The organism is Nocardia sp. NPDC057353 (genome assembly GCF_042667085.1).
In the GTDB taxonomy this organism is placed as follows: Bacteria; Actinomycetota; Actinomycetes; order Mycobacteriales; family Mycobacteriaceae; genus Nocardia.
Map to the genome: position 1 here is coordinate 55219 of NZ_JBHVAK010000021.1, position 18298 is coordinate 73516.

Annotated in this window: 17 protein-coding genes; 11 read left to right on the forward strand and 6 right to left on the reverse strand. The window is 73.8% G+C overall.

The window, feature by feature from the left end; all coding sequences use genetic code 11:
- The first annotated feature begins 111 nt into the window (after positions 1-111).
- From ACFUUZ_RS13630 to ACFUUZ_RS13655, 6 genes are read left to right on the forward strand one after another with little or no spacing between them, the layout of a single operon-like run.
- Positions 112-1545, forward strand: coding sequence for a sensor histidine kinase (locus tag ACFUUZ_RS13630; protein ID WP_378695828.1), 1434 nt, complete (start codon positions 112-114; stop codon positions 1543-1545).
- Positions 1545-1970 (forward strand): roadblock/LC7 domain-containing protein, encoded by a 426-nt coding sequence (locus ACFUUZ_RS13635; RefSeq protein WP_378695830.1) that lies wholly within the window; start codon positions 1545-1547, stop codon positions 1968-1970. Before ACFUUZ_RS13630 ends, ACFUUZ_RS13635 begins: the two co-directional genes overlap by 1 nt.
- Positions 1967-2311 (forward strand): DUF742 domain-containing protein, encoded by a 345-nt coding sequence (locus tag ACFUUZ_RS13640; RefSeq protein WP_378695832.1) that lies wholly within the window; start codon positions 1967-1969, stop codon positions 2309-2311. The genes ACFUUZ_RS13635 and ACFUUZ_RS13640 overlap by 4 nt, the downstream gene beginning before the upstream one ends.
- The gene (locus ACFUUZ_RS13645) at positions 2286-2891 is read left to right on the forward strand and encodes an ATP/GTP-binding protein (protein WP_378695834.1); all 606 of its coding nucleotides are present in this window, start codon (positions 2286-2288) and stop codon (positions 2889-2891) included. The genes ACFUUZ_RS13640 and ACFUUZ_RS13645 overlap by 26 nt, the downstream gene beginning before the upstream one ends.
- On the forward strand, positions 2888-4123 hold the full coding sequence (locus tag ACFUUZ_RS13650; protein WP_378695836.1) for a cytochrome P450: 1236 nt from the start codon (positions 2888-2890) through the stop codon (positions 4121-4123). The genes ACFUUZ_RS13645 and ACFUUZ_RS13650 overlap by 4 nt, the downstream gene beginning before the upstream one ends.
- Positions 4124-4133: 10 nt before the next feature.
- On the forward strand, positions 4134-5351 hold the full coding sequence (locus ACFUUZ_RS13655) for a cytochrome P450 (protein WP_378695838.1): 1218 nt from the start codon (positions 4134-4136) through the stop codon (positions 5349-5351).
- Positions 5352-5376: 25 nt separating this feature from the next.
- Here the strand turns inward: ACFUUZ_RS13655 and ACFUUZ_RS13660 are convergent, their stop codons facing one another.
- Positions 5377-6795, reverse strand: coding sequence for a glycosyltransferase family 39 protein (locus ACFUUZ_RS13660; protein WP_378695840.1), 1419 nt, complete (start codon positions 6793-6795; stop codon positions 5377-5379).
- Between the two features lie 90 nt (positions 6796-6885).
- Positions 6886-8352: an aminotransferase class I/II-fold pyridoxal phosphate-dependent enzyme gene (locus ACFUUZ_RS13665; protein ID WP_378695842.1), complete on the reverse strand. Its 1467-nt coding sequence runs from the start codon at positions 8350-8352 to the stop codon at positions 6886-6888.
- A gap of 93 nt (positions 8353-8445) precedes the next feature.
- On the opposite strand from ACFUUZ_RS13665, the gene ACFUUZ_RS13670 reads away from it, so the two are divergent.
- Positions 8446-9168 carry a 3'(2'),5'-bisphosphate nucleotidase CysQ gene (locus tag ACFUUZ_RS13670; protein ID WP_378695844.1) on the forward strand — a complete coding sequence of 241 codons (723 nt, stop codon included), beginning with the start codon at positions 8446-8448 and terminating at the stop codon, positions 9166-9168.
- Here the strand turns inward: ACFUUZ_RS13670 and ACFUUZ_RS13675 are convergent, their stop codons facing one another.
- Positions 9169-9858 (reverse strand): winged helix-turn-helix transcriptional regulator, encoded by a 690-nt coding sequence (locus ACFUUZ_RS13675; protein WP_378695846.1) that lies wholly within the window; start codon positions 9856-9858, stop codon positions 9169-9171.
- Between the two features lie 91 nt (positions 9859-9949).
- Here ACFUUZ_RS13675 and ACFUUZ_RS13680 point away from each other — a divergent pair, with 91 nt between their 5' ends.
- The 3 genes from ACFUUZ_RS13680 (at position 9950) to ACFUUZ_RS13690 (ending at position 12777) form a co-directional block, all read left to right on the forward strand.
- Entirely contained in the window at positions 9950-11065 is a 1116-nt protein-coding gene (locus ACFUUZ_RS13680; RefSeq protein ID WP_378695848.1) for an acyl-CoA dehydrogenase family protein, read from the forward strand.
- A gap of 66 nt (positions 11066-11131) precedes the next feature.
- Entirely contained in the window at positions 11132-11599 is a 468-nt protein-coding gene (locus ACFUUZ_RS13685; protein WP_378695850.1) for an RrF2 family transcriptional regulator, read from the forward strand.
- Positions 11600-11601: 2 nt separating this feature from the next.
- On the forward strand, positions 11602-12777 hold the full coding sequence (locus ACFUUZ_RS13690) for a globin domain-containing protein (protein ID WP_378695898.1): 1176 nt from the start codon (positions 11602-11604) through the stop codon (positions 12775-12777).
- Here the strand turns inward: ACFUUZ_RS13690 and ACFUUZ_RS13695 are convergent.
- The gene (locus tag ACFUUZ_RS13695) at positions 12732-13457 is read right to left on the reverse strand and encodes a hypothetical protein (protein WP_378695852.1); all 726 of its coding nucleotides are present in this window, start codon (positions 13455-13457) and stop codon (positions 12732-12734) included. The two genes, ACFUUZ_RS13690 and ACFUUZ_RS13695, sit on opposite strands and share 46 nt — an antisense overlap.
- A gap of 27 nt (positions 13458-13484) precedes the next feature.
- On the opposite strand from ACFUUZ_RS13695, the gene ACFUUZ_RS13700 reads away from it, so the two are divergent.
- Positions 13485-16604, forward strand: a complete 3120-nt coding sequence (locus ACFUUZ_RS13700; RefSeq protein ID WP_378695854.1) for a BTAD domain-containing putative transcriptional regulator — start codon at positions 13485-13487, stop codon at positions 16602-16604.
- On the opposite strand, the gene ACFUUZ_RS13705 is transcribed toward ACFUUZ_RS13700, so the two are convergent.
- Complete coding sequence (locus ACFUUZ_RS13705; protein ID WP_378695855.1) at positions 16576-17505, reverse strand: YihY/virulence factor BrkB family protein; 930 nt, start codon at positions 17503-17505, stop codon at positions 16576-16578. The two genes, ACFUUZ_RS13700 and ACFUUZ_RS13705, sit on opposite strands and share 29 nt — an antisense overlap.
- A 61-nt stretch (positions 17506-17566) precedes the next feature.
- Positions 17567-18256, reverse strand: a complete 690-nt coding sequence (locus ACFUUZ_RS13710) for an NUDIX hydrolase (protein WP_378695857.1) — start codon at positions 18254-18256, stop codon at positions 17567-17569.
- Between the last annotated feature and the right edge of the window lie 42 nt (positions 18257-18298).

The following is an 18298-nucleotide window of genomic DNA, read 5'->3' on the forward strand; positions in this document are numbered from 1 at the left end:
GCAGCAGGGGTATTGCACGGCTCGCCGGGCGCCCCGATCCCCCCGGTCCTCGAGTCCCTCAACACGAGAGAACTGATGAGTTCAGATTTTGCCGTGGTGCTTCCCTGGATCGTGACCGTCGTGCTGGTCACGGTTTCCACGATCTACGCGGTGCAGGTCGTGCGCCGCAAGCAGTCTCGTATCGACGCGCTCGTCGCCGAGCAGCGCCAGCACGAAGAAGCCCTGGAGCGGCTCGCCGCGAACACCCTGCCCGCGGTGGCCGCCTCGGTGCGCAGGCACGAACCCGCCCCGCTCCCGGAAGTCGCTCCCGGCACCGAGAACTCGCGGTTCGCGCAAGGTTTGCGGTGGACCGCGGAGCGGTATGCCGACGAGCTGCGGATGCTGCAGTCCGAAACGCGGGAGCAGACCATCCGGGACACCGAGGAGAAGACCCGGATCGCCGTCCAAGCCGCCGAGGAGGCGGTGCGGGAGCGGGTCGGTGGTTCGGCGCGGGACGCCACCAGTGGTGCCGTGCGGTCGTTCGGGACGTCGGTGGTGAGCCTGGGTGCGGATGTGAGCCAGGTGGTGTCGGCGGCGTTGCGGGAGCATCGCGACGACGAGGTGTATGCGACGTTGACGCGGATCGATCATTCGGTGCAGCAGATGATCAGGCAGGCGCAGTCGTATGTGATCGTGTGTGGTGGGTTGCCGGGTCGGCGGTGGCCGTCGCAGTCGTTGACCGATGTGGTGGGTGGGGCCACGGGTCGTGTTCGGGATTATCTGCGGGTGCGGTCGAATCAGTTGGATCGCATGGTGATCTCGCGGGCGGTGGAGCCGTTGGTGCATACCCTTGCGACGTTGTTGGACAACGCGTTGCGGTATTCGCCGCCGACGTCGTATGTGGATGTGGGGTTTCAGGAGGGGCATCACGGGGTGACCGTGATCGTCGATGATGCGGGTGTTCGGATGAATTCCGAGCAGATGGAGGAGGCGCGTCAGGTTCTGGCGGGGGAGCGGTCGGTGGATATCCATCAGTTGGGGCCGTCGCCGAAGGTGGGTTTCCCGGGTATCGCGGCGTTGGCGCGTCGGTATGGGTTCACGGTGTATATCGATGGGCCGAATGCGTACGGCGGTATGCGGGCCATGGTCTACATCCCGGAGACGCTGCTGATCACCCCGCCGCCCGCCGCCGAGCCCGCCCCCGAACCCCTGGAGATTCCGGCCGCGCCGAGCGCGCGCCGGACCGCGGAGCGCTTCGGCGCGCAGCAGGCGGCCGCACCGCAGCCGGTCGCCACGGTGCGCGCCGAGCCGGTGGTGGCCGCGGTGCCGAACGCCGAACCCGCCCCGTCGCAGGCGGGCTCCGAGCAGGACGCCGAGGTGCGCGAGTTCGCCGGGGGCGGGCTGCCCCGGCGCAGGCGCCGGGCGGCGGTCGCCGCCATGGTGAAGACGAGCGGTCCGCGGACCGATCCCGGGTTGGCGCGGCCGGATATCGCGGCGGCGTGGCAGTCCGGTTCCAAGAGCGGCCGTGCCGCCGCATCCGAACAGACGGAAGGGACGACATCCTGATGGGCACACCGAGCGTGACCGACAGCAGCAACAAACTGGGGTGGCTTCTCGAGGATCTCGAGGTGCCCGGGGTCCGGTTCGCGGTGCTGCTGTCCGATGACGGGTTGCGTATCGCGCACAGCGCGGGGATTTCCAAGGACGATGCCGAGCGGTTCGCCGCGGCGGCGTCGGGGTTGCGGTCGCTGGGCAAGGCGCTCGGTGAGTTCTGCGGCTCCAGCGGTAACGCGGTGCGGCAGAACATGACCGAGTACGACGAGGGCATGATCATGATCACCGCGGCGGGCGAGGGCGCGCTGCTGGGTGTGGCCACGACCGCGGATCTCGATGTGGGGTTGGTGGCGCATCGGATGAACGAGCTCGCCGCTCGGGTCGGGCACGAGCTGGCCAGCGCGCCCCGGCGGAGAGACGACGGCGGGCTGCGGTGAGCGGCCGCGACCCCGACCTGGTCCGCGCCTACGTCCGCACCGGGGGGCGCACCCGCGCCACCCGGCTGCTCGACCTGGTGACGCTGATCGTGGCAGGCACCGAGCCGCCCATCGGGCTGGCGCCGGACGCCCGCCGCGTCCTCTCCCTCTGCAGTACCAAGGGTTCACTGTCGATCGCCGAGGTCGCGGCGTACCTGGACATGCCACCGTCGGTGGTGAAGATCGTGGTCTCGGACCTGCTCGACAGTGAGCACCTGTCCAGTCCGCGGCCGCTGGAGGCGGTCCCGGATATCGCCCTGCTCGAGGAGGTGCTCAATGGGCTCCGTGCTCTCCCGGCCTGACCGGTCGGTCGACTATGTGCCGGAGACGGTGACGCGGTCGGTGAAATTGCTGGTGGCGGGGAATTTCGGGGTCGGTAAGACCACGTTCGTCAACAGCATCTCCGAGATCCGGCCACTGCGGACCGAGGAGACCATCACCGAGGCCAGCGTCGGGGTCGACGACATGGCGGGGCTGCCCGGCAAGACCTCCACCACGGTCGCGATGGACTTCGGGCGGATCACGCTCAACCCGCAGTTGGCGCTGTACCTGTTCGGCACCCCAGGGCAGCAGCGGTTCGTCCCCCTGTGGGAAGAGCTGGCGCGGGGCGCGCTGGGTGCGCTGGTGCTGATCGACACGCGGCGGATCGACAAGGCCGACGAGGTGCTCTCGGTGCTGGAGGAGCGCGGGGTGCCGTACGCGGTGGGGATCAACGAGTTCGACGGGGCGCGCAGTTATCCGCTGGAGGAGGTCCGCGACGCGCTCGACCTGGCGCCGAGCACGCCGCTGGTCCACCTCGACGCCCGGGACCGCGGCGCCTGTCTGCGCTCGCTGATCACCCTCGTCGAGTTCCTGTTCCACCGTCTGGAGTTTCAGCAATGAGCGCACCCGGGTGCCCCGTTCCGCACGGATCACCGTTCGACACCGAGGGCCCGCGGTATCCGCTCTGGTCCGAGGAGTTCGCCGCCGACCCGCACCACGCCTACCAGGAGATGCGCAGGCGGTTCGGCTCGCTGGTGCCGGTGGAGCTCGCCCCCGGCGTCGCCGCCACCCTGGTGATCGGGTACCGCACCGCGGTCCGGATCCTCAACGACCCGGACCACTTCCCGGCCGACCCGCGCATGTGGCAGCGCGACGCCCCCAGTGACTGCCCGGTGCTGCCCATGCTGGAGTGGCGGCCGAACGCGCTGCGCAGCGCGGGCGCCGAGCACGCCAGGTACCGGGCCGCCAGCGTCGCCGCGCTCGCCGAGGTGGACATGCACGCGGCCCAGCGCGCGGTCGAGCGGATCGCCACCCCGCTGATCAACGGCTTCTGCGAGACCGGCTCGGCCGACCTGGTCGGCCAGTACGCCTTCCCGCTGATCTTCGCCGTGGTCAACGAGCTGGTCGGCTGCCCGCCGGACATCGGGCAGAGCATCGCCGAGGGCATGGCGCTGGTCTTCGAGGTCGAGCACGCCGAGAAGGGCGCGGCGATGTTCACCGCGGGGCTGCACGAGCTCATCCTGCTCAAGCGCCGCGAACCCGGCCCCGACCTGGCCTCCCGGATCGTGCACCACACGGCCGGTTTCGACGACAACGAGGCGATCCAGCAGCTGGTCACGCTCTACGGCGCGGGCATCGAGCCGATGATGAACCTGATCGTGAACACGGTGCGGCTCATGCTCACCGACGAGCGGTTCGGCGGCAAGATGCTCGGCGGCAGCCTCTCCACCAGGGACGCACTGGACGAGGTGCTCTTCACCGACCCGCCGCTGGCCAACTTCTGCATGACCTACCCGCGGCAGCCGATCCTGATCGACGACGTCTGGCTGCCCGCCAACCAGCCGGTGCTGATCAGCATGGCGGGCTCCAACAACGACCCGGCCATCGACGCGGGCCGCTACACCGACAACCGCTCGCACCTGGCGTGGAGCGCGGGCCCGCACGCCTGCCCGGCCCGATCGGTGGCCTACCTGATCGTGCAGGACGCCATCGACCTGCTGCTCGACGCGCTGCCCGAGCTGGCGCTCGGGGTGCCCGCCGACGAACTCGCGTGGCGGCCGGGGCCGTTCCACCGCGCCCTGGTCGCGCTGCCGGTGACCTTCCCGCCCTCCCCGCCGCTGCAGAGTTTCTGAGGAGCCCGCCATGGCACAGCAGCCACCCCTCGTCCTCGACCCGACCGGCGCCGACGTGCAGGGGGAGATCGCGCGGATCCGCGCGCTCGGCCCGGTGGTCCGGGTCGAGCTGCCCGGCGGCGTCCATGCCTGGTCGGTCACCGACGCGGCGCTGCTCAAGAGCCTGCTCGTCGACGCGCGGGTCTCCAAGGACGCCAGGCAGCACTGGCCCCCGTTCATCGCGGGGGAGATCGCGGCGGACTGGCCGCTGATGCCGTGGGTCGCGGTGACCAACATGCTCTCCGCCTACGGCAAGGAGCACACCCGGCTGCGCAAGCTGGTGGCGCCCGCCTTCACGCACCGCCGCACCGCCGCGCTGCGGCCGCGGATCCAGGCCATCGCCGATGAGCTGCTGGACGGGCTTGCCGCCGCGGGCGGCGTCGTCGACCTGCGCGAGGGGTATGCCTACCCGCTCCCGATCCGGGTGATCAGCACCCTGATGGGGGTGCCGGAGCAGCTGCACGCCGGGCTGCGGGAGTGCGTCGACAGGTTCTTCGACACCTCGCTCGCGCCGGAGGCCGCGCAGGCCAACTACGCGGAGATGTACCGGCTGCTCACCGAGCTGGTGGAGATCCGGCGCGCGCACCCCGGCGACGACATGACCAGCCTGCTCATCACCTACCGGGACGACGAGGACGGCGGCAGGCTGAACGAGCAGGAGCTGCTCGACACCCTGCTGCTGGTGATCGGCGCGGGCCACGAGACCACCGTCAACCTGCTCGACCAGGCCATGCACGCGCTGCTCACCCGGCCCACCGAGCGCGAGCGGCTGCGCACCGGGGCGGTGCCGTGGAGCGACCTGATCGAGGAGGCGCTGCGCTACGAGGCGCCGCTGGCGCATCTGCCGCTGCGCTTCGCGGTGCAGGATCTGGAGGTCGGCGGCGTGCGGATCGCGGCGGGCGACGCCATCCTCGCCTCCTACGCCGCCGCCAACCGGGACCCCGGGCTGCACGGCGCCGACGCCGACGAGTTCGACCTGCTCCGGGCGAGCAAGGAGCACCTGTCCTTCGGGTACGGCACGCACCACTGCCTCGGGGCGCCGCTGGCGCGGCTGGAGGCCGAGATCGCGCTGCCCGCGATCTTCGCCCGGTTCCCGGAGATGCGGTTGGCGGTGCCGGAGGCCGAGCTGGGGCGGGTGCCGAGCTTCATCTCGAACGGACACAGGCGATTGCCGGTACACCTGGGCTGATGTCGTCGGGGGGCGCTATCGGCCGTCATCCCACGCTCAGATGCCGCAGCCGGGGCCACAGCTCCGGCCACGGCTCGCGGAGCCCGGTGCACTGCCACACCGCCATCTCCTCGTCCACCGGCCGCAGTTCCCGGCAGTCGGCGAAGTGCGGGCGCAGCTCGTCCGGGGCAGTGCCGACGTAGAGCACGTCGCGCGCGGAATCCGGTGGCGGGTCGAAGTATCCGTAGCTGCGGTTGGTGCTGTAGGCGGGGGCGATCGTCGGCGCGTAGAGGTCGAGGTAGGCGGCGACGATGTAGGACTCGCCGAATACCGCGGTCCGGTCGCGTTCCGCGGTGGGCAGTGCGTCGTAGGCGGCGCTCGCCTCCCGCGCGATCGTCCGCGGCACATCGGGTTTCGCGGAGACCACCGAGACGGCGAGCATGCCCGCCGCCGCGGCGGTGGCGAGGACGAAACCGGGCCAGGCCACCCAGCCGAAGCGGCCCCCGCTCAGCCTGCGCTGCTGCAGTCCGAGCGCACCGGCCGCGAAGAGCGCGCCGTACAGCCCGTTCAGGTAGTAGGGGCGGCCGACGGTGACCACGAAGAACACGTACAGCAGCACCGCCGTCACGCCGAGGAAGCGCAGCTCCGGCGTGCGCAGCAGCCGCCACGCCCCGTACAGCGCGAGTACCGTCCCGGCGATCCCGGCCATGACGATCAGCGCGATCGCGACCCCGGTGCGGCCGCCGTAGAGCGCGTCCGCCTCGCTCGCCACGATCTCGCCCATGCGCAGCTGCGGCCAGCCGTTGCGCGCCTGCCACCAGAGCGTCGGCAGCGCCAGGAGCAGGGCGATCGCGGCGCCCGCGCAGAGCATCGGGCGGCGCAGCAGCTCACGCGGGCCGCAGAGCAGGACGCTCGCCGCGAGTACCGCGCAGAGCAGCACGACCTGGAACTTGGTCTGCACGGCGAGCCCGGCGACCACGCCGAGCGCGAGCAGCAGCCGGTCGTCGCGCAGCCGGAGCCAGCGCACCAGCAGCCAGATGATCAGCAGCCACTGCACCGGCTCCAGCGTGTACGGGGTGAGCCAGTGGCCCGCCATGGTGATCCACAGCGCCGTCGCCTGGGCCAGCGCGGTGAGCAGCTGCGCCCGCCGGTCACCGCCGATCTCGCGAGCGATGAGCGCGGCGACGACCACGGCGGCCGCGGTCGCCAGAATGGCGGGCAGGCGCATGACCGGGATGAGGTCGGGGGCGAGCGCGTCCAGCGCGGCGGCCAGCGCGGGCGCGATCGGCGGTTGGTCCGCGGAGCCCCAGTCGAGGTGTTCGCGCCCGATCGCCAGCATGTACGCCTCGTCGAACCAGTAACCGCCGCCGAGGCTCGCGGCCACCAGGTGTGCGAGCCCGACCGCCGCCGCCACCAGCAGCACCGGCCGCGCCGCGAACCCCGGTTCCCGTTCGGTCGCCCTCATGAATTCGATTCTGCGGGGCGGTCGCGCGGCGGCACATCAGTTTTCCGGGGGGTGTGGGTGAGTCCGCGGAGGGATGTGCGGGCGGCACGCTCATCCTCGAGGATGAACCACTACCCGGAGGTGTTTCAGCTCCGGGTCGGCGGCGTCGGGCACGTTCATGCCGGACTCGACGCCGGTGCGCAGGTACTCGATCACCGCCTCGTCCAGCCGCTCGCCCGGGACGACGGCGGGGATGCCGGGCGGGTAGGGGGTGATCTGTTCGGCGGCGATCCGCCCGGCCGCCCGCTCGGCGGGCACCGCCTCGACCTCGGCGAAGAAGGCGTCGCGCGGGGTCATGACCGAGTCGAGCTGGAGTTCGGCGGGGGCGGGCAGGCGGATGTCCGGCGGCTCCGGGTCGTCGAGCTGCCGCTGCCAGGCGGCGACGGCGTCGACCAGGAGGTCGACGGTGCGGTCGTCGTCGGCCATGGAGAGCGTGGCAAGGACGCGGCGGTGGTCGCTGAGCCCGACGTCGATCCGGCGGTGCGCGCGCAGCCAGTCGGCGGCGGCGTACCCGCTGGTCCCGGTCTCGGAGACGTCGAGGAGGACCTGCATGCGGTCCAGGTCGTGCGAGGCCTCGTCGCCGAGCAGGATCTCCTCCATGACGGCGATGCCGGGCAGCTCGGCCAGCCGGGCGCGGGCGTGCTTCGCGGTCGCCAGCGCGGTGCCGAGCAGCTCGTGGCCGCGCTGCACCATCTGCCGCCGCCACCCGTCCAGCGCGGCGTAGACCATGACGTTCGGGCTGGTGGTCATGAGCAGGTCGGCGCAGGCGCTGAGCCGGACCGGATCCACCAGGTCGCCCTGCGCGTGGAAGACCGAGCCCTGCTCGAACCCGGCGCCCATCTTGTGCACGCTGACCACGCAGACGTCGGCGCCGACGTCCATCGCCCAGGTGGGCAGGTCGGGGTGAAAGGGCAGGTGCGCGCCCCACGCCTCGTCCACGATCAGCGGCTTGCCGCGCTCGTGGCAGACCTCGACGATGCCCTCCAGGTCAGCGCAGGTGCCGTACGGGCTCGGGCTCACGATCAGCGCACCCGCCGCGTCCGGGTGCTCGTCCCAGGCTCTGCGCACCTGCTCCGGCGAGGGCGGGTGCGAGAAGTGGCGCTCGGCGTCCCAGCGCGGGGTGATCCAGTGCGGTTGCACGCCGGAGAAGATCAACCCCGCCACGATCGACTTGTGCGCGTCCCGCGGGACCAGCAGCCCGCCGTCGTGCCCGGCCACCGCGAGCATGGCCGCCTTGACCGAGAGCGAGCTGCCGCAGGTGGAGAAGAACGCCGTCTCCGCGCCGACCGCGTCGGCCATCAGCTCCTCGGCGTCGGCCAGGTAGCGGTTGCTCGCCCTGCGGTCGTCCAGGCCGCCGGAGGCGAGGACGTCGGCGCGGAAGGGGTCGCGGCCGAGTACGGCGAGCACGCGGTCGTCGGCGCCGCGGCCCTGCCGGTGGCCGGGCGGGGTGAAGCCGTAGCGGTCGAGGTGGTGGTACTCGGCCAGTGCGTCCAGCAGCGGTGCGCGAGTGTGCTCCATACCGCCGCCCTACCCCAGGTCGCGGGGGATATTCCGGTGCGGAGACCGCCCCGGAGGGTGACAAACCGATCTTTCCCCGCGAAAGTGATGCGGGTGAACGACGACGAACTGGCCGCCTCCCTCGCCGCCGAGGCGGGCGAACTGCTGCTCCGCATCCGGGATCAGGGCGGTGCCGCGGGGGACCGGCAATCCAACGCGCTGCTGCTGGAGCGGTTGCGCGCGGCGCGGCCGGACGATGCCGTGCTCTCCGAGGAGGCGCCGGACGACGCGGCCCGGCTGCGGCACGAGCGGGTCTGGATCGTCGACCCGCTCGACGGGACGCGGGAGTACGGGGAGGCCGGGCGGGACGACTGGGCGGTGCACGTCGCGCTCGCGGTGGACGGGGTGGCCGCGAAAGGGGCGGTGGCGCTGCCCGCGGCGGGGGTGGTGCTGCACACCGGGGAGCCGCCGGTGCTCACGCCCGCGGTGCCGGGGCCGATCCGGGTCGCGGTGTCGCGGAGCAGGCCGTCGGTTCAGGTGACGGCGCTGATCGGAGCGGTCGCGGGGCGGCCGGTGCCGATGGGGTCGGCGGGGGCGAAGGCGATGGCGGTGGTGCGCGGCGCGGCCGACGTGTACGCGCACTCCGGTGGGCAGTACGAGTGGGACTCCTGCGCACCGGTGGCGGTGGCCGCGGCGGCGGGGCTGCACGTCTCCCGGCTGGACGGCAGCCCGCTGCGCTACAACCGCCCCGACCCGTACCTGCCCGACCTGCTGATCTGCCGCCCGGAGCTGGCCGACCGGGTACTCACCGCCCTCGGCGCCCGCCGCGCGGGCTGATCAGGCACTCGCCTCGACCGGCAGCGGCACCGCGCTGTAGGGCGCGACCGGGCTGAGCCGCAGCACCTGCGGCATCCGCCGGGTGACCGAGCTCGGCCCGGCGAACGCGACCCGGCCGGTCCGGACGGCGTGCCCGACCGGCATCCGCCCCAGCCACACCTGGTACAGCCCGGCGACATCCGCGGTGATGGTGACATCGACCTCGAACCCGGGGTCGGTGGTGCAGACCGAGGGCGCCCCGCGGTCGACCACGATCCAGAACCGCCGCACGTCGTCGGTGAACCGCACGGCGAAGACATGCCGGAACCCGGGCAGGGCGGCGGTGTCCAGCCGGGTGTGCATCCACCAGACCAGCAGGTCGGCGTCGAGCTCGTCGGGGTTCGGGGCGCCGAAGGTGTGCTTGGCGCCCCACTCGCCCAGCCCGAACAGCACCGGCTCCAGATCGGTGCCCGCCTCGGTGAGCAGGTACCGCACCCCGGCCTTCTCGACCAGCCCGGCCCGCTCGAACTGCCGCAGCCGCTTGGCGAGCAGGCTGCGGGAGAGCCCGGGCAGCCCGCGGGCGAGGTCGTTGAAGCGGGTGCTGCCCAGCAGCAGATCGCGCAGGATGAGCAGCGACCAGCGCTCGCCGAGCAGCTCGAGCGCCCGGGAGATCGGGCAGTACTGGCCGTAGCCTGCGGTCGTTTCGGGCATGGGTGGCACCTCGGAGGGGTTCGTTTCGTGTACCGGAGGAGTCCATTTCGTGGACTATCCGGTTATCGCGGCGCTTCCTACCGTCATAAACATGACCACCATCGAAACCACCACCGTGAACTGGATCGACCGCGCCGAGGCGGTCGGCGCGACCCTGCTGCCCGGCGTCGCCGAGCGCGACCGCACCGGCGAGATCGTCCCCGCCGACACCCTGCGCGACCTGCTCGCCGCGGGCGTGCCCACCGAGTTCGGCGGCGGCGGCGCCACGCACGCCGAGGTCGGCGCGATCCTGCGCGAGCTCGGCCGCCACGACCCCTCGACCGCGGTCGCCTTCGCCATGCACAGCCACCTGGTCGCCACCCAGGTGTGGCGGCACAACCACGGCGCCGACGCCTCCGGGGTGCTCACCAAGGTCGCAGGAGGCGCGATGCTGGTCAGCACCGGCGCCTCGGACTGGGTGGAGTCGAGCGGCACGGCCGAGCGGGTCGACGGCGGCTACCGGGTCTCCGCGCGCAAGGCGCCCGCCAGCGGCTGCGAGATCGGCACCATCCTGGTCACCAGCATCCGCTGGGACAGCGGGCCGGAGGGGCCGCGGGTGCTGCACTGCGCGGTGCCGCTGAGCGCGCCCGGCGTCCGGATCGAGCAGACCTGGGACACCCTCGGGCTGCGCGCCACCGGGTCGCACACGGTGATCCTGGAGGACGTCTTCGTCCCGGACGCCGCGGTCTCGCTGATCCGCCCGGCCGGTGCCTGGCCGCCACTGCTGAACATCGTGATCGGCGCCGCCATGCCGCTGATCACCGCCGCCTACCTCGGCATCGCCGACGGCGCGGTGGCGACGGCGCTGCGCATGGTCGCGGGCCGCACCGACCAGCACGTCGTGCAGCTGGCGGGCGAGCTGGTGAATGCCCACACCACCGCGGAGGACCTGGTCGCGGCCATGTTCGCAGGCTCGGACGACCTGAACTTCGACAACACCGACGCCTACGCCGCCCGCACCCTGAGCCGCAAGACCGTCGCGGCCGACCAGCTGATCGCCACCGTGCGGCTGGCCATGGAGACAGTCGGCGGGGTCGGCTACGCGCGCGGCTGCGATATCGAGCGCCGCTACCGCGACGTGCACGGCATCCTGTTCCACCCGCTGCCGCGCGCCAAGCAGCTGCTGTTCAGCGGGCGGGTGGCGCTCGGGCACGGCCCGCTGGGCTGAAAACCGTTGCTGCGGCCTCGATCACATAATTGGTATCACGGATGCCAATTATCGTAGGGTCGAGCCGTGCAGCTCACCAGGTTCACCGATCTCGGCCTCCGCGTCGTCATGCGGCTCGCGGTCGCCCGCGACGGGGAGCGGCCGGGCAGCAGGGAGATCGCCGACGAGCTGTCGGTGTCCTACGCGCACGTCGCGAAGGTGATCACCCGGCTCGCCGAGCTCGGCATGGTGGACGCGCGGCGCGGCCGCGGCGGCGGGCTCGCCATCACCGAGCTGGGGCGCACCGCCCCGGTCGGCTGGCTGGCCCGCAGGCTGGAGGGCGAGGGCGAGGTGGTGGAGTGCGACGGGCCGAATCCGTGCCCGCTGCGCTCCGGCTGCCGACTGCGGGGCGCGCTGCGCGGCGCGCAGGAGGCCTTCTACGCCGCCCTCGACACCGTGACGGTCGACGACCTCACCGGCGATCCGACGCGCGCCGTGTTGCTCGCACTCCCCGGGGTGCGGACCACCCCGGTAGCTCGAACGATCGGAGAATGACCATGCTCTCGGCCACCGCGACGGAGACCGTCCGCGCCACCCTGCCCGCCGTCGGCGCCGCCATCGGCGAGATCACCGCGCTCTTCTACCGCAGGATGTTCGAGGCGCACCCGGAGTTGGAGCGCGACCTGTTCAACCGCGGCAACCAGCGCCAGGGCCACCAGCAGCAGGCCCTGGCGGGCGCCATCGCCGCCTTCGCCGCGCTGCAGCTGGAGCCGGACCCCGCGCGGGTCGAGCTGATCCTCTCCCGGATCGCGAACAAGCACGCCTCGCTCGGCATCGAGCCCGCGCAGTACGAGATCGTGCACACCTACCTCTTCCAGGCCATCGCCGAGGTGCTCGGCGACGCCGTCACCCCCGAGGTCGCCGCCGCCTGGGACGAGGTCTACTGGCTGATGGCCGAGACGCTGATCGCCATGGAGGCCGAGCTGTACCGGACCGCGGGGGTGGCGCCGGGCGCGGTCTGGCGGACGGTGCGGGTGCGCGAGCGGCGGTACGAGTCGGCGGACACCGTCTCCTTCGTGCTCACCGGCGCCGCGCTGCCGGAATTCGCGCCGGGGCAGTACCTCTCGGTCGCCGTGCGGCTGCCGGACGGCGCGCGGCAGATCCGGCAGTACAGCCTCTCCTCGGCGCCCGCCGCCGGGGACTGGCGGATCACCGTCAAGCGCGCGGGCGAGGTATCGAACTTCCTCGTCGACAACGTCTTCGAGGGCGACGAGCTGCAGGTCACGACGCCCTTCGGCGACCTGGTGCTGCCGGACGGCGACGCCCCGCTGCTGCTCATCTCGGCCGGGATCGGCTGCACCCCCATGCTCGGCATGCTCGGCCACCTGGCCGACACCGCCGACCCCCGCCCGGTCGCGGTGCTGCACGCCGACCGCGCGCTGAGCAGCCACGCGCACCGCGCCGAGCTCGCCGAGCTGGTCGAGCGGCTGCCCTTCGCCGTCATGCACCGCTGGTACGAGGATCTCGGCTCGCGCGCCCCCGGCGACGGGCTCCGGGCCGGCCGCGCCGACCTCGGCGAGGTGACCGTCGCCGCGGGCACCCGCGCCTACCTCTGCGGCCCGCTGCCCTTCATGCTCGGCATGCGGAAGGCGCTGCTGGCGAAAGGCGTTGCGGCCGAGGACATCCACTACGAGGTCTTCGGCCCGGACAGCTGGGCGCCCGCCCCGGCCTGAGCCGCTCCGCCGGGGTAGCGCAGCATGAGCACCCCGATGGCGGCGACCGCGATACCGCGCGGCGCCTCGTAGAGGAACCCGGAGAAGCCCTGCACCGCGGGGATCGGCAGGAAGAACCCGGCCATCCCGACCAGGGTCAGCACGGCGATCCAGCGCGGCACCGCGCGGTTGCGCAGCAGGCTCGCGCCGAGCAGCGCCATCCCGGCCAGCATGACCAGCCCGCCGAGCTGGTTGAAGAGCGTGAACGCGGTGGAGTCGAGCATCTGGTCGTTCTCCGCGACCAGGTGCGCGGTGGCCGGGTCGGCGGCGAACGGGTGCGCGACGAAGAGCTCGACGGTGAGGTGCCCGGTGGCGGTGACGATATTGCCGAGCAGGTAGCAGAGCAGCCCGACGAACCCGACGGTCCCGATCAGCGGCCGCAGCCAGGCGTACATGCCGGGCAGCCCGAGGACGAGCAGCACCGTGCCGATGCCGAGCAGGATCTGCGCGACCGGGGTGCCCGGGCTGGTGAGCGCCTCGACCGAGTGGCCATTGCCCGCCACGATCGGGTGCAGTGTGCCGCCCGCGATGCAGAGCGCGCCGCCGGAGACCAGCGCCGCGCCGCAGAGGCGAAGTACAGTCGCGCGGGAGGGGCCGCCCGCGGTGGGGGCGGCCTGGAGCAGAACCGAAGAGGAAGTCATGCGGCAAGGGTCGACGGGGGCGCTGGTGTGACGCTGGTGCGCGGCTGGTCCGGCACCGAGCCGCCCGCGGTCGCGGTGCTCGGGCCGCTCGCGGTGCGCGGCCCGGACGGCGCCCGCGTTCCGATCCCGGCCCGCAAACACACCGAGCTGCTGGTGATCCTGGCCGCCGAGCGCACCACCCGCAGCGCCGACTACCTCTGCGAACTGCTCTGGCGCGGCCGCCCGCCAGAGAGCGCGACGGTGACGCTCCAGGGTTACGTGTCGCGGCTGCGCAAGGCGCTGCGCCCGGTGCCCGAGCTCGCCATCGAGACCGGCCCGAACGGCTACGTGCTGCGCTGCTCCGGCTCCGGCACCGACCTCGACCTGCTCGACCTGCTGACCCGCGACGCCCACGCCGCGCACGCCGCGGGCGACGTCGAGGCCACCGTGCGGCTGCTGGAGCCCGCGCTCGCGCTGTGGCGCGGCGAGCCGCTCGCCGAGGTCGCCGACATCGCCGAGCTCGCCCCGGAGCGCGCCCGGCTGGACGAGCTGCGCGCCGAGCTCACCGAGCTGTGCGCGGAGGGGCTGCTGCTCCTCGGCCGCGCCGCGCAGGTCGTCACCCTGCTCACCGCGCAGCACGAGCGGCACCCGCACCGGGAGGGCACCGCCCGGCTGCTCGCGCTCGCCCTGCGCGACAGCGGCCGCACCCCGGAGGCGCTGGCCCTGCTGCTGCGGCTGCGCCGGACGCTGCGCGCCGAACTCGGCCTCGACCCCGCCCCGGACACCGTGCGGGTGGAGCACGAACTCCGCGCGCCCGCGCCCCCGTCCGAGCCGCGCCCGTCCGGCCTGGTCGGCCGGGACGAGGTCGCCGCGCTCCTCGACCGGGTCTGGGAGCGGGCCGGGCACGGCCTCGTCGTGCTGCGGGTGCGCGGCGAGCCGGGCATCGGCAAGACGGCCGTGGTCCGGGAGGCGCTGCGCCGCAACGGCGCCGCCCCCTTCACCAGCACCGGCAGCCCCGACCCGCTCGCCACCCTGACCCCGTGGCTGGACCAGGCGGCGCTGGCGGGCCGCGCCGTCCCCGACCCGCCGACCCCGCGCGCGCTCGCCGCGCTGCTCGCCGCGGTGGCGCGGGAGACCGGCCGCGCGGTCGCGGTGCTGGACGACGTGCAGTGGGCCGACCCCGCCTCGCTGCGGATCATCGCGGGCGCCGCCAGGGTGCTCCGCGCGCACCCGGTGCTGCTGGTGCTCACCCAGCGGCCAGGCCCGCTCCCCGAACTGCTCCGCCCGATCGGTGAGGTCACCACCGTCGACCTCCCGCCGCTGCCCGATGCCGCGATCGCCGAGCTGGTCCGCGCCGCGCTCCCGGCCCACCCCGCGCTGCACGACCGGATCGTCGCCACCGCGGCGGGCAGCCCGTTCGTCGCCACCCAGCTGTGCGAGCGGGCGCTGGCCGGGCATCCGCTGGACGCCGTCGCCGTCGACCTGCTCTCGCCGCGGGCCGGGGAACTCGCCGAACTCCTCGCGCTCAGCGGAACCAGCACACCCCTCGGGCTGTTCGCCGACGATCGCTACTTCGACGACGCCGCAGCGGAACTCGGGCAGGCCGGGATCGTCACCATCGCCGACGGCACGATCACCTTCCGCCACGACCTCGTCCGCACCGCCGTGCTCGACGGCATCGGCCCGGCCAGGGCGGCGCCGCTGCACACCCGGATCGCCGACGCGCTCGCCGCCAGGCAACCGGACGCGCTCGCGGCCCAGGCCGGACACCGCTGCGCCGCCGCGCTCGACGCCCCCGACCCGCGGGCCGCCGCGGCCTGCCTGGCCGCGGCCGCCGGGGCGCTGCGCGACCACGCCCCGGACGAGTGCGCCGAGCTCGCCGAGCGCGGCCTGCCGCACGCCGACCGGGCCACCGCGGTCGAGCTCGACCTGCTGGCCGGGCAGGCGCACCACCGCCTCGGCCACTTCGACGCCGCCGCCCGCTGCTTCGAGCGGGCCGCGTACCGCGCCGACGCGGCCGGGCTCGCCCGGATCGCGCTGCGCGCCGCGCCGCACGGCGTCGCCGGGTACTTCTCCGGATACGGCGTGCTGCAGTCGGATTCGTCCGGGCTGCGGGCGCGGGCGCTGGCGCACCGACTCGAGCTCGACGCCGACGCGGTCGCCGAGGTGGAGGCGGTCGAGGCCACCGACCGGGCCGTGCACGGCCTCGCGGGCGACCTGGACGCGCTCGCCGAGGCGAAGGCGCGCAGCGCACCGGGCAGCCGCTCCTGGCCGCAGGTGCTGCTGGCCGAGTTCGTCTGCACCTGGGAGCCGGGCACGCTCGCCGACCGCACCAAGATCGCCGACGAGCTGGGCGAGCTGGCGGGCGCCGACCCCACCGCCGCGGCCACCGCGCTGCACCTGCGCCGGGTCTGCGCGCTGGAGGCGGGCGACCTGCGGCTGGTGCGCAGGCTCTCGGCGGAGTTCGCGCGGCTCGCCGCCGACGGCGGCACCGACCTGGCCGCCACCCAGCTGTGGTGGGACGTCATGCTCGCCGTGCTGCGCGGCGACTACGACCGCTCGCGCGCGCTCATGGAGCGCTTCGCCGCCGACCTCGGCCCGGTGGACGACCGGGCCCGGCTGCTCGCCGAGGCCTCCCTGCTCACCAGCGGCTCCATCGAGCTGTGGCACCGCGGCAGGCTCGGCGAGGTGCTGGCCGACGCGGGCCGGATGGCCACCGACTTCGACGAGGACTTCGCGCTGGTGGTCGCCATGGCCGCCGCCGAGACCGGCGACACCGAGCGCGCGCTGGCCGCCATCGAAGCGGTGCTCGCCGTGCCGGGGCGCTGGCACGGCCCGCGGGTCGCCGTCCGGGTGCCGCTGCTCGCCGAGGCGCTGGTCGCGCTCGGCCGCGCCGCGCCCGACCTCAGGGTGCGGGTGGCGGGCTACGCCGCCGGGCTGGAGCCGCTCACCCGCGGCTGGGGCGCGGCCGCCGTCGTGCAGTGGCCGGGGCTGGTCTGCCTCGGGCCGTCCGGGCTGTACAGCGGGACGATCCGCGGCATCCTCGGCAGGCGGGGCGCCGGTGCGGAGGTGGCGGCGGCGCGGCAGCGGGCCAGGGAACTCGGCGCGCTGCCCTACGAGCGGCGCGCGGCCGAGCGGCTCACCGGCTGGCCGTTCCGTCCCGATTGAGCCTGCGGGTGCGCAGCCGCGGCGCCGCGCCGGGGTCGGGGGCGTTGTAGGCGGCCCCGAGCAGCAGCGCGAAGTGCGTGATCCACACCCACACCAGCAGCACGACCGCCGCCGCCAGCGAGCCGTACAGCCTGCTGTAGGAGCCGAAATGCTCCACGTAGGTGGTGAATCCGACGGAGGCGGCCAGCCAGAGGGTGAGCGCGAGCAGGCTGCCGCGGGCCAGCCTGCGGTAGCGGGTGCCGTGGCCGTGCAGCACCAGCCGGTACAGCAGCACCACCAGGAAGGTCATCACCGCGAGCAGCAGCGGCCACTTGAGGATCGGCCACGCCGCCGCGACCTCCTCGCCGAGCCCGAGCCGCTGCCCGATCCCGTTCGCCATCTCGCCGGTGGTCACCACGACGACCAGGCAGCAGGCGAGCAGCGGGAAGGCCACCGCCGCGAGCCCCGCGCGCAGCAGGACGGTGCGCGGGCCGGGGTGGTCGCCGACGATCCCGTACATGGCCTGGATCGCCTGCACCAGCGCGCCCAGGTACCTGGTCAGGATCCACAGCGTCACCGGCAGCCCGACCAGGATCAGCGGCGCCGAGAGCGCCGAGCCGCGCAGCTCGGCGAGGGTGTCGATGAGCAGCTGCGCGCCGGGGCCGGGGCCGAGCGTGCGGAACTCGTCCACCAGCGGGTCGGTGACCGCCGGGTTCAGCGCGCCGACGATCGCCAGCATGGTGGTGAGGACCGGCAGCGCCGCCAGCACGGCGTAGAAGGTGAGCGTCGCGGCGTGGTCGGCGAGGGTGTCCTCGAAGACCAGGTCGAACAGGTACCTGGCCAGCTGCCCGCGGGAGCGCCGCCGCGGTGCCGCGGGCGCGGCGACGGCTGCCTGCAGCGGTGCCTGCGGTGCGACGGTCACGGCTTCCCCCTTGTCCCGCCCGGGAATACCCGGAATATCGCTGGTCAACCGGGGCGCGGCATCAGCGGTGCGTCCAGTCCGGCTGGACGAAGTGCGCGACCCGCGCCTCGGCGGGGGTGCGGCCGAGCAGCACCACCTCGCGGAACTGGAAGAGCAGCGCGCCGGTGGGGGCGTGGATGGTCATGCCGGGGGCGAACCGCATCTGCAGCAGCCGGATTCCGGTCGGCGGGGCGGCCGCGGTGGGCGGGAGGCCGCCGGGGACGGCCTCGGCGGGGGAGACCCAGTGCGGCACGTCCGGGTCGGCCAGCCTGCGCAGCCCGACCCGGTGCACCGAGTGCACCTCGTCCGGCGCCGGGTGCAGCTCGGTGAGGTCGCGCAGCGCCACCACGAACGGGGTGATGGCGAAGCCGGAGGCGGCCGGGAAGTCGTCGAGCGCGCCGATCACGTCGCCCTCCTCGGCGCGGATGCCGAGTTCCTCGTGCAGCTCCCTGAGCGCGGCGGCGCGCGCCGTCTCGCCCGGCTCCAGCCGCCCGCCCGGCAGCGCCCACTGCCCGGCATTGCGGCCGCGGTAGGCGCGCCGGATGAGCAGCACCGACAGCGGGCCCTCCGGCTCGGCCGCCACGCAGAGCGCCACCGCGGCGCGGCGCAGCCCCGGCGCGTCCGGCACCGCCTCGCGCGCGAACCCGTCCAGCCGGGCGTGGGCGAGCGCCCGGAATTCGGTCGTGCTCGCCGGGATGGGGTTCTCGCTCATGCCCTCGATAGTGCCGCAACCGGTGGTGCCGCGGGCGCCCCG

Excerpts from the sequence above, each read along its gene's own strand:
- ACFUUZ_RS13650 (WP_378695836.1), top strand. The coding sequence starts at position 2,888 with ATGAGCGCACCCGGGTGCCCCGTTCCGCACGGATCACCGTTCGACACC.
- ACFUUZ_RS13695 (WP_378695852.1), bottom strand. The coding sequence starts at position 13,457 with ATGACTTCCTCTTCGGTTCTGCTCCAGGCCGCCCCCACCGCGGGCGGC.
- ACFUUZ_RS13635 (WP_378695830.1), top strand. The coding sequence starts at position 1,545 with ATGGGCACACCGAGCGTGACCGACAGCAGCAACAAACTGGGGTGGCTT.
- ACFUUZ_RS13680 (WP_378695848.1), top strand. The coding sequence starts at position 9,950 with ATGACCACCATCGAAACCACCACCGTGAACTGGATCGACCGCGCCGAG.
- ACFUUZ_RS13690 (WP_378695898.1), top strand. The coding sequence starts at position 11,602 with ATGCTCTCGGCCACCGCGACGGAGACCGTCCGCGCCACCCTGCCCGCC.
- ACFUUZ_RS13675 (WP_378695846.1), bottom strand. The coding sequence starts at position 9,858 with ATGCCCGAAACGACCGCAGGCTACGGCCAGTACTGCCCGATCTCCCGG.
- ACFUUZ_RS13710 (WP_378695857.1), bottom strand. The coding sequence starts at position 18,256 with ATGAGCGAGAACCCCATCCCGGCGAGCACGACCGAATTCCGGGCGCTC.
- ACFUUZ_RS13655 (WP_378695838.1), top strand. The coding sequence starts at position 4,134 with ATGGCACAGCAGCCACCCCTCGTCCTCGACCCGACCGGCGCCGACGTG.
- ACFUUZ_RS13660 (WP_378695840.1), bottom strand. The coding sequence starts at position 6,795 with ATGAGGGCGACCGAACGGGAACCGGGGTTCGCGGCGCGGCCGGTGCTG.
- ACFUUZ_RS13645 (WP_378695834.1), top strand. The coding sequence starts at position 2,286 with ATGGGCTCCGTGCTCTCCCGGCCTGACCGGTCGGTCGACTATGTGCCG.
- ACFUUZ_RS13665 (WP_378695842.1), bottom strand. The coding sequence starts at position 8,352 with ATGGAGCACACTCGCGCACCGCTGCTGGACGCACTGGCCGAGTACCAC.